Here is a 13,253-nt window from a genome sequence, read left to right as displayed (position 1 = left end):
AACGGGCGGGAAATAACGGAGGGGCCCGGGGACTGCACGCAATAAGCCTTTACCATGCCTTTTGGCGCGTTTAACATGCACCCATGGCAACTGACAAAAATATCACCATCCATACTTCCAAGGGCGACATCAAGCTGACGGTGTTTGCTTCCAAGACGCCCGTGACGGCGGCTTCCTTTCTGAATCTGGCTTCCAAGGGGTTTTATGACGGGCTCAAGTTTCACCGCGTGATTCCGGATTTCATGATTCAGGGCGGCGACCCCACCGGCACGGGCATGGGAGGCCCCGGCTACAGGTTTGAAGACGAGTGCCGCCCGGACCTCAAGCATGACGGCCCCGGCGTGCTTTCCATGGCGAACGCGGGCCCCGGCACCAACGGTTCCCAGTTCTTCATCACCCATGTGCCCACCGACTGGTTGAATGGCAAGCACACCGTCTTCGGCAAGGTGACGGAAGGCCAGAGCGTAGTGGATTCCATTAAGCAGGGAGACACCATCTCCGGCATTACGATTGAAGATAATGCGGATGATCTGTTTGCGGAACAGGCCGACCGCATTGCCGCGTGGAACAAGGCGCTTGGTAAATAACCTCATTCCGGCATTCATTCAGCGGAGCGCGGCGCGGGGACGCCCGTTCCGCTGTTTTCCTCTCTCTGCTTTTTCAGCACATGGTTCTGGCTGTTCAAAACCTGCGCGTGCAGTATGGCGCGCGCGTCCTGTTCAATGACCTATCCTTTACAGTGGAGGATGGGGAAAGAATTGCCCTGGCGGGCCATAACGGCGCGGGAAAATCCACGCTGATGAAGTGCATCGCCGGTTTGAATGAACCGGATTCCGGCTCCATTATCAAATCCAGGCATTCCCAGGTGGGTTATCTGCCCCAGGAAGGAATTCATATCCGCGGGCGCAAATTGATTGATGAAGCCATGTCCGCTTTTGCGGACCTGATGGATCTTCAGGAGCGCATTGATGCCTTGACGCGGGAAATGGCGGGGCTGGATCCCCGTTCCGCCGCCTACTCTGAAGTTCTCAATGAAATCGGGGAACTGGAACTGGTGCTGCATGCCCATAATTCCGCCCGGCTGCGTCCCCGGACGGAATCTATCCTGCGCGGCCTGGGATTCAAAGACAGGGATTTTGACCGGGATTGCGGAGAATTTTCCGGCGGCTGGCAAATGCGCATCGCATTGGCCAAACTGCTGCTCCGGGAACCTGAAGTGCTGCTTCTGGACGAACCTACCAACCATTTGGACATCCAGTCCCAACGGTGGATGGAACAGTACCTGCGCTCCTACCGGGGCGCTATCATCCTCATCTCCCACGATGTCGCGCTGCTGGATTCCCTGGTTTCCCGTACGATTGCTTTTTACCACGGCCGTGCGGAGGAGTACGCGGGCAATTTTTCCTATTTCCTGAAGGAAAGCGTGCTGCGGAAGGAGATTCTGCTGCGCCAGAAAAAAGCCCAGGAGCGGGAGATCGCCAAAACGAAGGAGTTTATTGACCGTTTCCGTTATAAAGCCACCAAGGCTTCCCTGGTGCAGTCCCGCATCAAGCAGCTGGAAAAAGTGGAACTGATTGAGGTGGAAGAGGATGACGCCGTCATGAACTTTCACTTTCCTGCTCCTCCAGCCGGCGCCCATTCTGTAGTCAGGCTGGAAAAGGTTTCCAAGCATTACGGCCCCGTTGCCGTTTTTGAGGATGTGGATTTTGAAATCGTAAAAGGGGACCGCATTGCCATTGTAGGAGTAAACGGGGCAGGGAAATCCACATTTTCCCGTCTTATTTCCGGCGGAGAGGCCCCCAGCTTCGGCAGCGTGACCATGGGACGCCATACGCAGGTAGCTTTTTTCTCCCAGACGCATGCTGACGACCTGGATCCGGAGAAAACGGTTCTGGAATGCGTGGAAGCTGCCGCCACGCGGGAATCTGCGCCCATGGTCCGGAATCTGCTTGGCTGTTTCCTGTTCCGGGGGGATGACGTGCACAAGCGCGTTGGCGTGCTTTCCGGGGGCGAACGCTCCCGTGTGGCGCTGGTGTGCATGCTGTTGCATCCGGCCAATTTCCTGATTCTGGATGAACCGACCAATCATCTGGACATCCAGTCCCAGCAGGTGCTTCAACAGGCCCTGTCCGAATATCCGGGTTCCTACTGCATCGTTTCCCACAACCGCAGCTTCCTGGACCCCATCGTGACGAAAGTTCTGGAATTTGTCCCGGGGGAAAAACCGCGCGTGTACCTGGGCAACGTTTCTGATTATTTGGAAAAGGTGGAGCGGGATCAGGCCCTGGCCGCCGCAGCCGCCTCACCCTCTTCCGGAACGGCGCAACCGGGAGCCGGGCTGGACCGAAAGGCACGCAGGCGCATGGAGGCGGAAATCCGCCAGAAGAAGACGCGCCTGCTGCGTCCGCTTCAGGAGAAACTGGAGCTGCTGGAAGAAGAAATAGCGCGGCTGGAAACGGAAAAAACGGAAATTACTACTCAGTTGGAACGTCCGGAAGTAGCGGCTGATACGGAAGCCGTCATGGAGCTTACCTCCCGTTTCCAGCAAACGGACCGGCAGCTGGAAACCTGTTTTACGCAATGGGCAGATCTTTCGGAAAAGATTGAAGAGACGGAAGCGCGCATTCAAGAAGAGGCGGAAAGAAGCGTTTCCGGGAGCTGAGAGGATTTTCTTCAGGAAACTTTGTTGTTGCCGGATATCTAATCCGGAGACAAGCTTTTCCGCAACGTGATAAATGAATGTTTGTCCGTTGCGGGAAATCATAAGCCTGGCATGTCCTGAAAGCGCCTTCCGTCCATTTCCCTGCAAGGGGGGAAAATATTGAGAACCGGAACGGGAGAAATCAGATTTTTTTCAGGATGGCCTTTTCTTCCCGCTCTTCCGTGTTTTTTTTCTGTACTCTGAAATCGTGACGCCGCACAGGGTAAGCAGGATCCCCGCCAGGGATATCCAGGTCAGGCGTTCCCCCAGAATGATGGCTGAGGCCACCACGGCTACGACTGGTACCATGTAAATGTAAACGCTGGACTTGACGGCTCCCAGAATTTCCACCACGCGGTTCCAGGTCAGGAAGCACAGTGCGGAAGCGAACAGGCCCAGATACAGCAGGTTAACGGCATTGACGGGTTTTGCCATCAGACGCCAGTCCATATTTGCCGGAAGGACCCACAGGGCGGGGATCATCAGCGCGATGCCATAGAAAAAAATGCGGCGCGTGCAGATGATCATGTTGGACGTGTTGACGCCGATTTTTTTCATCAGAATGGAATACGCCGCCCAGACGAAGGCCGCTCCCAGCGCCAGGATGTCTCCCGCCGGATTCAGTTCCAGCACGAAGGCGCCGTTTGCCATGATAAGGAAGATACCCGTGAAGGAGGCGGTAAAACCCAGGAAGAAACGGCGGGAAAAGCCTTCCCCTTTCAGCAGGAAATGGGCTAGAAGGGCTGTGAAGAAAGGCACCACGGCCACGATAATTCCCACATTGGAGGCGAAAGTGTAAGTCAGGGCGATGTTTTCCAGCAGGAAATACAGGGTAACCCCGGTCAATCCCGCTCCGGCGAACAGGAGTTCCTTTTTCCAGCCGGAGAATGGAAGAACCCGCGGTTTCAGGCACCAGAGAAAGGCATATCCTATTACAAAGCGCGTGAAGAGTACCGTGACGGGGGTGAAGTCCCGTAAGAGCACCTTGGTGGAGACGAAAGTCGTTCCCCAGATGATAATGGTCATGAGGGCGGCGGCATGTCCCAGGGTGCGCTGTCGGGAACTCATTAAATTGACGATGTGGGGGAGGAAGGCGCTTCCAGCGTCAGGCCCAGGATTTCCGCCGGTTCCGCATTCCTGTTCCAGACGGCATGGAGAACGCCGCCGGGAACGAGCTGGGATTCGTACTTGTGAACCGTTCGTTCTTCTCCGTCAAGAATGACGGAGACTGTTCCACGGGTGACAATGAATAAGTGGGCGTGGGCATGGCGGTGCGGAGAAAGGGGGCCTCCGCCACCGGGGCTTATTTTGGCGAAGGCGCCGCCTTTCAGGGTTCCCGGCCTGTCCATAGACAGGTCCCTGGCCGTGAAGCCCGTATGATTGGGGATGGGGGAAAAGGAGTCCATTCGTTTATTTGCGTGCCAGGTCGTATCCGTCTTTGCGGTCTTTGATGACCCAGCCCAGCGCTGCCACTTCCGCCCTCAGACGGTCTGCTTCCGTCCAGTCCCGGTTCTGCTTGGCCTGCCAGCGTTGATCCGCCAGAACGCGAACTTCTTCCGGAGCTTCCTCCTGTTCCTCTTCCGGCAGAATAATGCCGAAGGCGGACAGGATAAAGTGGAAGGCATTCCGCAGGCGGAGCGCCTCCTCCGGTGAAAGAGAGGAGATATCCGCCTTTTTGATGGCGCTGAAGACATGGCCCAGAGCTTCCGGGGTGTTCAGGTCATCGTTCAGGCTGTCCCATGCCGGCTGGAAGATTCCCAATTCCGGGCGTGCCGCGCAGAATTCCTCATAGGATGGAACGGAATCCGTTCCGGAGGCGTTCCTGAGCTGCGTGTCGAATTTGGCCAGGCGGTTCAGCGCGGCTTTGGCGTCTTCCAGCGAGGAAAGGGTGAAATTCAACGGACGGCGGTAATAGCCCCCCGCCAGCACGTACCGGACCGCGGACGGCTTATGGCCCAGTTTGTCCAAATCCGCCAGCGTGTACATGTTGCCCAGGGATTTGGACATCTTGCCGCCGTCCACCAGCAGGTGCGTGATGTGGAACCACAGGCGCGCGAAGCCTCCGCCGCAGGCGCAGCGGGACTGGGCCACTTCGTTTTCATGGTGGGGGAATACCAGATCCACGCCGCCGGAATGGAGATCGAAGTCATTGCCGAAGTATTTATGGATCATGGCGGAGCATTCCAGGTGCCAGCCGGGGCGGCCTTCTCCCCAGGGAGAGGGCCAGAAGTTGCCGCCGTCTTCCGGCCTGCGGCTCTTCCACAGCACGAAGTCTGCCACGGAATCCTTTTCATATTCGTCCGCGTTGGACCGGGTATTGGCGGTTTTTCCTAAATCCAGTTCACGTTCGTCCAGGTGGGAAAGCCTTCCGTATTCCGGGAAGGAAGAAATTCTGAAATACACGGAACCGTCTTCCGAGACATAGGCATGGCCCTTTTCCACCAGTGTTTGGACCATTTGTATCTGTTCGGGAATATGGCCCACGGCGGAGGGTTCCGCATGGGGAGGCAGACAATTAAGTGCGGCGCAGTCCCGGTGGAACAGATCCGCCCAGCCAGCGGTGAATTCCGCCAGGGAAACGCCGGCCTTTTGAGAATCCCGGATAGTTTTGTCATCCACATCCGTCAGATTGCGGATATGCGTGGTGGGAATCCCCCCCAGTTCCAGGACACGGCGGAAGACGTCCTGCATCACGAAGGTGCGGAAATTGCCGATGTGGGCAGGACCGTACACCGTGGGTCCGCAACAGTAAAAGCGCAGCGTTTTTCCATCCATGGGGGAAATGTCCTGGGCCGTTCTGGTGCGGGTATCGTAAAGGTGTAACATGGCGGAACGATTAGAAGGGAAGAGGGCTTCCCGGTCAAGCGGGAAAAGAAAGCCGAGGCTCTGCGGTAGTCCGCGGCCCCGGCCTTGAAAGAATCAGAGGATGGCGAGAGAAAAGGAAACGCTATTTATCCGCGTTTTGCTGGCCCTTTTTATAATTCTCGTTGATACGTTCTATTTCCTCCTGAGTGATGAATTTTTCCCGGTAGGGTTTGTTTTCCACCGTGCGCTCTAAAGTATAGCCGAAACGCTTCTGGAAATGTTTTTTGTGAGTTTCCATTTTCTTTTCAAACTCTTCCAGGCTTGGACGGTTTTTATGATTGCCCCACGCGGTTTCGGAAACTGCCATGGCGCGAGGATAGGTCATGTACATCAGCAATTCGCCGGAGGGAATCCATTCCGCCCACATGCAGAGGTTGATGCCCTTGATGTGCTTGACGTCACTCTTGTCCCGTCCGTTGCGGGGATCGAAGTTGTAGCTGTCTTTCAGCAGGATGGGGGCGCCCCCGGGCCGGGCGCGCACGTCGTCCGCCGGGAATTTCATCTGGGTGCGCGCCAGATAATACTTGAACTGGGGAGTGACGATGAGGTCGATGCCCTGTTCCTTCGTCTTGTCAATGCAACGCGGGAATTCTCCCGGCAGCCAGGACATGACGGTTTCCCCCTTGTGGTAGTAGCTCTTGTTGATGTCATACCAAAGGATGGGCTTTTTCCTGTGCTTGGCGAGCATGGCCGTCAGGCTTTTTGTGAAATCGCTCATCTGGGCTTCCACATTATCCCCCTGGCCCTTTTTGGCCCGGGCGGCCTGGCAGTCCGGGCATTTCTTCCAGTCTCCCATGGGGCATTCGTCACCGCCGATGTGGATGTACGGGAAAGGGAATATCTGCTGAACGGTGTGGAAGGTATCCTTAAGAAACTTTTTGGTGGCCGGTTTCTGCGGGCAAATCAGTTTGGAGGAAACGCCGCCGTGCGTCCATACCTGGGCCCGTTTGGTATTGCAGCAGAATTCGGGATAGGATGCGGCCAGGGCCATGTTATGGCCCGGCATTTCCACTTCCGGGAGCACCTGGATACCGCGCGCTTTACAGTAGGCTACCAGGTCCTGGAGTTCCTTTTTGGTATACATGCCTTCATTGGCCAGCAGGGAGTTGTTCTGGCTTGCCGGGGCGGAGGGACGGACGGCGCCGATAGTGCGGAGCTTATCGTAGCCCGGCACGGGGAGACGCCAGCCCTGGTCTTCCGTCAGATGGAGATGCAGGACGTTGTATTTGTAGTAATGCATGGCGTCCACAAAGTTATAGATCTCCTTCATGGGGTAGTGGTAGCGGCCCACGTCAACCATCATGCCGCGCCAGCCGAAGTCGGGGGAATCCTGGATGCTGCCGCAGGGAAGGCCTTCAGGAGCATCTGAAAGCTGGTCCTGAAGCTGGAGCAGGGTCGCCATCGCCATGGCCTTCCCGTTGGGCGTGGTATAACGGAGTTCCACGCCGCCGGGAGTCAGTTTCATGGTATACCCTTCATTGCCCAGTCCGGCGACTTTTTGCTCGTGGACGATCTTGAGGTTTTTGGTAGTTCCGGAAGCCGTCGTCACGTTGACGGGCTCCGGAATAATGTTGTAGGGATTGGTTCCGGCCCAGCAGAGGGAGCCCAGGAACGCAGCGGCTAGCAAAATTGATTTCATGCGGCGCGTGTGGTAATGGCTGTTGTTTGTGTGAGGAGTTAAACCTTGTCTTTCCGCCGTCAATGGCGTGTTCCGGATAACCCGTGTTTCGGGAGGAACGGTGAATGGCGGCGTCAATCTCTGGAGGGAGCGCAGTCCCACTGCGGCTTGACGGCCAGTTTGCCGGTGGCTCCGGGGAAGCCTTCCGGCACCTGGTAGTCTTTGCGGAGCTTGCCGTACAGGGCTTTAAGCTCTTTCACGGTTTCCGCATATTCCGGTTTGTTGATGACGTTGTGCATTTGGGCCGGATCCTTCTGGTTGTCAAAGAGCATCCATTCGTCGCTGGTCCAGATATAGGAGAGCGTATAACGGTCCGTGCGCAGTCCGTCATGGCGCGGAGCGTTGTGTTCGCCCGGATTTTCGTAAAAGGCGTAATAGATAGGACGATTCTTGAAATTCTGATGTTCCCCGGTTTGGAACAGGGGAGTAAGGCTGCGGCCCTGGAAGGTGTTCATATTTTCCTTGGTATTTACCCCGGCTACCTCGCAGAAAGTGGGGGCATAATCCAGTTCCTGCACTATGGCGGAGGAGCGCACGCCTGGCTTGATGTGGCCCGGCCATCTCATGATGAGGGGCATGCGGAAGGATTCTTCAAAAATCCAGCGCTTGTCGTACAGGCCGTGTTCCCCCATGTAGAATCCCTGGTCTCCGCAGTAGAGAACCAGCGTATTCCTGTCCAGGCCGTTCCGTTTCAGATAATCCATGATCTGGCCGATGCTTTCATCCACGGAAAGAACGGTGCCCAGATAGTCTTCCATATAATGGCGCCAGCGGCGCAGCAAAATGTCACGCTGCGTTTTGATTTTTCCGTTTTTAATATCTTTGACAAGCTGTACGGTGCGGGCCTTGTGATAGTTGTACCAGGCTTCCTTCTGCTGCGGGTCCATGCGCACCCATTCCGGCATTTCCCAGTCATACTGGGTATGCAGGGTCTTGGATTCCGGGCAGGAAAGCATTTTCTGTATGTCTTCCGGGACCACCTCCTTGATCAGGTGTTCGTCAGACCATACGTTGAAATGGTTGAGCAGGGTCTGTTCCGTCATTTTCAGGAATTCCGGACGGTCTGCAAAATCGTCTTCCAGATTGGCGGGCGGGTCAATGGCGTCCGCATACTGTTTGGCGCGGCCCAGATTCTGAATGGAGGGGCACCAGCAGCGGTGGGGAGCCTTGTGGCCCACGACGAGCATGAAAGGCTTGTCCTTGTCCCTCTGGTCCAGCCATTTGAGGCTTTTTTGCGTGACCAGTTCCGTGGCATAGCCGGGTTCCGTTTTCACCACGCGCTTGCCGTCTTTGCCGGGAGTGATAAAATCCGGATTGAAATAGTTGCCCTGGCCGGGGAAAATTTCCCAGTAATCGAATCCGGTGGGGTTGGATTCATATTTGGACGTGTCTCCCTTGGCGTCCGGCGGAATGGCTTCCAGATGCCACTTGCCGACGATGGCGGTCTGGTAACCGGCCTTTTGGAGCATTTTCGGGAAAGTGGGCTGGGAACCGTCAAAAGGAGCCGCATGTTCGTTGAAGAGGTACCCGTTCATATGGGAATGGCGGCCCGTGTAAATACAGGCCCGCGAAGGACCGCACAGGGAGTTGGCGCAGTAGCTCCGGTCAAAGACCATGCCTTCGTCCGCCAGTTTGCGGAAGTTCGGATAAGGCATGGGAGAGTCCTTTTCACAGGTGCCCAGGGTCTGGTAGGAATGGTCATCAGTGACAATGACTACGATGTTGGGGCGCTGGTCCGTCGTTTGCTTCTGCGGCTGGTCTGCAGAAGCGGACAGGGAACAGGCCGCAAGCATCAGGGCGGTGGCGGCATGACGGTTCATTGTTGAAATCATGAATTAAACAGGCGAATGGTTGGAAGGGAAAGCGGCGGGATTTGTCTGTAAGGGCATTTCCTCCGGAGCGGAAAAGACCACATCCCCGAAAGAAAAAACGCTGGAAGAGAGTTTTAGGAAAAATAGAATATCAGTTTTATATTTCAATACAAAAATGGGGCTGGAGCGGAAGCTCATGAATAAACCGTTCCGCAGCCGGACAGCCGGGGAAAAGCCGTTCAGGCGTCACGTGGGCCGGATCGCTTGTTCCGGCCGTTGTTTTCATGGGCTTCTTTCTGCTCCAGAAGCCATGTTCTGTCTTCAAGGCTGAGCCTCTTCAGGGATGTTTTGCTCTGGTGCCCGTCCAGCTCCTGGAGCCAGAGGGTCCGGGTCTTTTCCGAATAGCGGGAAAGCTTGGCGAAGACGGTATTGCCATTGACTCCTGTCCAGACCCGGTAGCCTTTGGGAATCAGCGTTTTTTTAAACTCTTCATATTGTTGCTTCGCCAGCTTGACGCTGTTCTTGATCTGGTCAAAGTAAAGGGCGTTTTGTTCGGTGTAGTAACCGCGCAGCGTATCCACTTTGGAGCCGTCCGGAGACATGACCAGAAGTACGGGCGTTCCTCTCACGCCAAACAGGGAGGGAGCCTTTTTCACATATTCCAGCATCTTCTGGCGCTTCCTGTAAACAGGTTCGCTTTCAAATTTTTCCGCCTGGTCGTAACAGACGCGGACGACATTCCTTTTTGCCCAGTCTTCAAATTCCTTCGTATGGAGAAGTTCGGTCCCAAGTTTTTTGCTGGGAGGGCTGCCCACGGAATGGTGGAACCAGATGAGAATGGGTTTTCCGGTACTCTGGGCTTCCCGGAGGGCGGTGGGATAGCTTTGGATCCAGCGTTCGTTTTCCTTACGCTGGGCGAAAGCCTCTTCCAGTCCGGGGATGGGGGCGTCCGGGTCATGAGCGTCCGTGTAATAGACGGCCCCGCTGTCTGCCCTGGTCATTTCCTCCTGTGTGGTGGCGGTAAGATGGGTGGCCTGTTGCTGATTCGGAGTAGTGCTTAACAGCCCCGTCGGAACATTGGCGATGGAATTGGCCTTATTGTCCTGCATGTATTCCGAAAGGCTTTTTTTTACCTTCGGTTCTTCCTGTTCCGGAGAGGTCCCTACGCAGGAGCAGAGGGCGGCGGAGGCAAGAAGAAGCATGGACAGCCTGGGCAGACTCATGACTGACCTGATAGCATAACAGGGAAAAATGCGCAACCGGGAATTGTTCAACGACTGCGGCGGTTTCAGTGTTTCTTGGCTTCTCATTCCTTCTGCTTCCGGTTCCGTATGGCGATAATTTGCTGACGGGTGTTACCACGCGCGTGACGTTTCCAGTTGTTTTGCCGTCAAAAAGAAAGGTCTGCTCGTAAATATCCATCCTGACCTCATCCTCTCCGTTGGCAGGGGCATGTATGCTCGCCAAAACACAGGCCGAGAGAACCCGGGAAAACAGTCTCTCCATATTCAAACGGAGAACTGATATAAAACCGGGAGAAAAAGGGAAAGCACCTGTTTAGCGGTCCTGCGGAAAGAAAATGGGTTAATCCCCTGTTTTCAACACCTTGATGAACGCTTCCTGCGGAATGTTGATTTTTCCGATGGCCTTCATGCGTTTTTTGCCCTCCTTCTGTTTTTCCAGAAGTTTGCGCTTGCGGGTGACGTCCCCGCCGTAGCATTTGGCCGTCACGTCCTTGCGCATGGGGGAGATGCTTTCCCGGGCGATAATCTTGCCGCCGATGCAGGCCTGAATGGCGACGGTGAAGAGCTGGCGGGGAATGACGTTTTTCAGGCGTTCCGCCAGTTCCCTGCCGCGGGAGGCGGCCTTGTCCTGGTGAACGATCATGGAGAAAGCGTCCACCGGTTCCCCGGCGATGAGCATGTCCATTTTAATGAGTTTGGCGGCCTGATAACCGGCGTATTCATAATCCATGGAGCCGTAGCCGCGCGTCATGGATTTGAGCTTGTCGTTGAAATCCACCAGAATTTCCGCCAGAGGGACGGTGCAGGTGAGCATCACGCGCATGTCGTCAATGGTCTCCGTATTGTCCACGCTGCCGCGTTTTTCCAGAACAAGCTGCATGATGTCCCCGATGTATTCCCCCGGAAGCATGATGAACACCTTGACGATAGGTTCCCGGATTTCCTGAATTTCCTGAGGTTCCGGGAGCAGGCTGGGATTGTCCACATTGATTTCCTCTCCATTGGTCTTGGTGACCTCATAAATGACGGAGGGATAGGTGGAGATGATATCCATGTTGAATTCCCGGCGCAGGCGCTCCTGGATGATTTCCATGTGGAGTAGGCCCAGGAAGCCGCAGCGGAACCCGAAGCCCAGAGCTACGGAAGATTCCGCCTGGAAGGAGAAAGCGGCGTCATTAATCTGAAGCTTCGCCATGGCTGCTTTCAAGGCTTCAAAATCAGAGGAATCCACCGGATAAATGCCGGAAAAGACCATGGGGCGGATTTCCTTGAAGCCGGGCAGGGGGGACGGGCAGGGGCGCATGTAATCCGTGTACGTGTCCCCGATCTTGACGTCCGCCGCGGATTTCATGTTGGCGATGATGTAGCCTACGTCGCCGGCTTCTAGGGAATCCGTTCGGGTCATTTTGGGCGTGAAGATGCCCACTTCTTTCACTTCATACACTTCGTCCGTCGCGAAAAGTTTGACTTTCATGCCGCGGTGCACGCTGCCGGAAATGACGCGTACATAGGAGACCACGCCGCGGTAGGCGTCGTAAACGGAATCGAACACCAGGGCGCGCAAAAAGCCGTCCTGCTCCGTTTCAGGCGGAGGGATGCGCTGAACAACGGCTTCCAGAATATCGTCAATGCCGATGCCCATCTTGGCGGAGGCATGGATGGCTTCCTCATGGGGGATGCAGACGATGTCCTCCAGCTGGCGGTACACTTTGGGCAGGTTGGCGCTGGGTAGGTCGATCTTATTGATGACGGGGATGATGGCCAGGTTCAGATCCATGGCCAGGTGCATGTTGGCGAGCGTTTGGGCTTCCACTCCCTGGGCCGCGTCCACAATAAGGAGGGCTCCCTCGCATGCCGCCAGGGAACGGGACACTTCGTAGGAAAAATCCACATGGCCCGGCGTATCCAGCAGATTGAGCTTGTAAGTTTTTTCGTCCCTGGCCTTGTAGAAAATGGTGACGGGGTGGGACTTGATGGTGATGCCCTTTTCCCGCTCCAGATCCATGGCGTCCAGAAGCTGATCCTGCTTCTCCCGTTCGGAAATGGTATTCGTCTTTTCCAGCAACCGGTCGGAAAGGGTGGTCTTTCCGTGGTCGATGTGAGCGATAATGGAGAAATTGCGAGTCAGTTCAATGGACATGGTGGTCTCTACCCTTCTAACATGAGTGCCCTGTGCGCGGGGAGGGTAACATAGCCCATGCGGCGGTCAAGACTTGAACATGACTGCCTCCCGTTCCCTGCCGCGCCGGCTTCATTCGCTCCGGGAAAACCGTCATTCATGACAGGGGAGGCGCCGGGAGATTGAACGTGGGGGAAGAAGGAAGGCTCTCAACTGGTACAGGCACGCGGAATCTTTTCCCGTGCGGTCATTTCTTACTCAGCCAGCATATGAAATCTTTTTTAGCAGCCATTTTAAGCCTGTTTATTCCCGGTCTCGGCCAGTTGTACAAGGGGCACTTTGTCCAGGCCATCATCTGGTTCCTAGTGGTGGGAGCGGCTTACGGCCTCCTCTATTGGTTCATCTTCGCCCTCATTCCCATTGTCCTGCATATTATTTGTATTCTGCAGGCTTACTTCATGGAAAATAAATGATACCCGTCGTTTCCGGCTTTACGGCCGGGATGGTTGAAAAAACATCCTGCGGATCGGCAGCGGCATTCATTCCCTGAGGTTGAAGAAGGAATGCGCCGTTCATGGCGGCATCATTCTTCTTGATACCGGTATTCGCAATGTTAACGGGCTTCCATTTGTTTACCTCGGAAACGTAAACACAACTTTTTGACTTTGAATTAATCAATATCTTCGGGAAGTGGACCAGGGGGATAATCCTACGATAAACAAAAACTCAGAGCCGTTCCGGAGTTGTTCCGGAACGGCTCTGGAGGGCCCGGAGGAAAGAGGCTGCGGGGAGCCTCCTTTCCCTTTTCTTCCTGTTAGAAGTCGTAACGGTAGCC

The 13,253-nt window shown here is 55.4% G+C and carries 10 protein-coding genes; 3 read left to right on the top strand and 7 right to left on the bottom strand.

Annotated features, from left to right (window positions below):
• Window positions 1-83 precede the first annotated feature (83 nt).
• Both B3075_RS00050 and B3075_RS00045 read left to right on the top strand, forming a co-directional pair.
• Window positions 84-587, top strand: coding sequence for a peptidylprolyl isomerase (locus B3075_RS00050; protein ID WP_094137301.1), 504 nt, complete (start codon window positions 84-86; stop codon window positions 585-587).
• A gap of 80 nt (window positions 588-667) precedes the next feature.
• The gene (locus B3075_RS00045) at window positions 668-2,662 is read left to right on the top strand and encodes an ABC-F family ATP-binding cassette domain-containing protein (RefSeq protein ID WP_290488601.1); all 1,995 of its coding nucleotides are present in this window, start codon (window positions 668-670) and stop codon (window positions 2,660-2,662) included.
• A gap of 192 nt (window positions 2,663-2,854) precedes the next feature.
• On the opposite strand, the gene B3075_RS00040 is transcribed toward B3075_RS00045, so the two are convergent.
• The 7 genes from B3075_RS00040 to lepA all read right to left on the bottom strand — a co-directional run bounded on the left by B3075_RS00040 (window position 2,855) and on the right by lepA (window position 12,439).
• Entirely contained in the window at window positions 2,855-3,769 is a 915-nt protein-coding gene (locus B3075_RS00040; RefSeq protein ID WP_290488600.1) for a DMT family transporter, read from the bottom strand.
• On the bottom strand, window positions 3,769-4,107 hold the full coding sequence (locus tag B3075_RS00035; protein WP_290488599.1) for a cupin domain-containing protein: 339 nt from the start codon (window positions 4,105-4,107) through the stop codon (window positions 3,769-3,771). The genes B3075_RS00040 and B3075_RS00035 overlap by 1 nt, the downstream gene beginning before the upstream one ends.
• A 4-nt stretch (window positions 4,108-4,111) precedes the next feature.
• Window positions 4,112-5,527: a cysteine--tRNA ligase gene (cysS, locus tag B3075_RS00030; RefSeq protein WP_290488598.1), complete on the bottom strand. Its 1,416-nt coding sequence runs from the start codon at window positions 5,525-5,527 to the stop codon at window positions 4,112-4,114.
• A gap of 121 nt (window positions 5,528-5,648) precedes the next feature.
• Complete coding sequence (locus B3075_RS00025) at window positions 5,649-7,205, bottom strand: beta-N-acetylhexosaminidase (RefSeq protein ID WP_290488597.1); 1,557 nt, start codon at window positions 7,203-7,205, stop codon at window positions 5,649-5,651.
• A 113-nt stretch (window positions 7,206-7,318) separates the two neighbouring features.
• Window positions 7,319-9,064, bottom strand: coding sequence for a sulfatase family protein (locus B3075_RS00020; RefSeq protein WP_290488596.1), 1,746 nt, complete (start codon window positions 9,062-9,064; stop codon window positions 7,319-7,321).
• Window positions 9,065-9,294: 230 nt separating this feature from the next.
• Window positions 9,295-10,278 carry a thioredoxin fold domain-containing protein gene (locus tag B3075_RS00015; protein ID WP_290488595.1) on the bottom strand — a complete coding sequence of 328 codons (984 nt, stop codon included), beginning with the start codon at window positions 10,276-10,278 and terminating at the stop codon, window positions 9,295-9,297.
• Window positions 10,279-10,639: 361 nt separating this feature from the next.
• Window positions 10,640-12,439 carry a translation elongation factor 4 gene (gene lepA, locus B3075_RS00010; RefSeq protein WP_290488594.1) on the bottom strand — a complete coding sequence of 600 codons (1,800 nt, stop codon included), beginning with the start codon at window positions 12,437-12,439 and terminating at the stop codon, window positions 10,640-10,642.
• Window positions 12,440-12,687: 248 nt separating this feature from the next.
• On the opposite strand from lepA, the gene B3075_RS00005 reads away from it, so the two are divergent.
• A complete protein-coding gene (locus B3075_RS00005) occupies window positions 12,688-12,891 on the top strand; it encodes a hypothetical protein (protein ID WP_094137378.1) in 204 nt (67 codons plus the stop codon).
• The last annotated feature ends 362 nt before the right edge of the window (window positions 12,892-13,253 follow it).

This window comes from Akkermansia sp. UBA7090 (assembly GCF_002493465.1).
In the GTDB taxonomy this organism is placed as follows: Bacteria; Verrucomicrobiota; Verrucomicrobiia; order Verrucomicrobiales; family Akkermansiaceae; genus Akkermansia; species Akkermansia muciniphila_A.
This window is presented reverse-complemented; position numbering and strand designations above follow the sequence as displayed.

What these genes read in the sequence shown, in the direction of transcription:
- B3075_RS00050 (WP_094137301.1), top strand. Translation starts at nt 84, where the DNA reads ATGGCAACTGACAAAAATATCACCATCCATACTTCCAAGGGCGACATC.
- B3075_RS00045 (WP_290488601.1), top strand. Translation starts at nt 668, where the DNA reads ATGGTTCTGGCTGTTCAAAACCTGCGCGTGCAGTATGGCGCGCGCGTC.
- B3075_RS00040 (WP_290488600.1), bottom strand. Translation starts at nt 3,769, where the DNA reads ATGAGTTCCCGACAGCGCACCCTGGGACATGCCGCCGCCCTCATGACC.
- B3075_RS00035 (WP_290488599.1), bottom strand. Translation starts at nt 4,107, where the DNA reads ATGGACTCCTTTTCCCCCATCCCCAATCATACGGGCTTCACGGCCAGG.
- cysS (WP_290488598.1), bottom strand. Translation starts at nt 5,527, where the DNA reads ATGTTACACCTTTACGATACCCGCACCAGAACGGCCCAGGACATTTCC.
- B3075_RS00025 (WP_290488597.1), bottom strand. Translation starts at nt 7,205, where the DNA reads ATGAAATCAATTTTGCTAGCCGCTGCGTTCCTGGGCTCCCTCTGCTGG.
- B3075_RS00020 (WP_290488596.1), bottom strand. Translation starts at nt 9,064, where the DNA reads ATGAACCGTCATGCCGCCACCGCCCTGATGCTTGCGGCCTGTTCCCTG.
- B3075_RS00015 (WP_290488595.1), bottom strand. Translation starts at nt 10,278, where the DNA reads ATGAGTCTGCCCAGGCTGTCCATGCTTCTTCTTGCCTCCGCCGCCCTC.
- lepA (WP_290488594.1), bottom strand. Translation starts at nt 12,439, where the DNA reads ATGTCCATTGAACTGACTCGCAATTTCTCCATTATCGCTCACATCGAC.
- B3075_RS00005 (WP_094137378.1), top strand. Translation starts at nt 12,688, where the DNA reads ATGAAATCTTTTTTAGCAGCCATTTTAAGCCTGTTTATTCCCGGTCTC.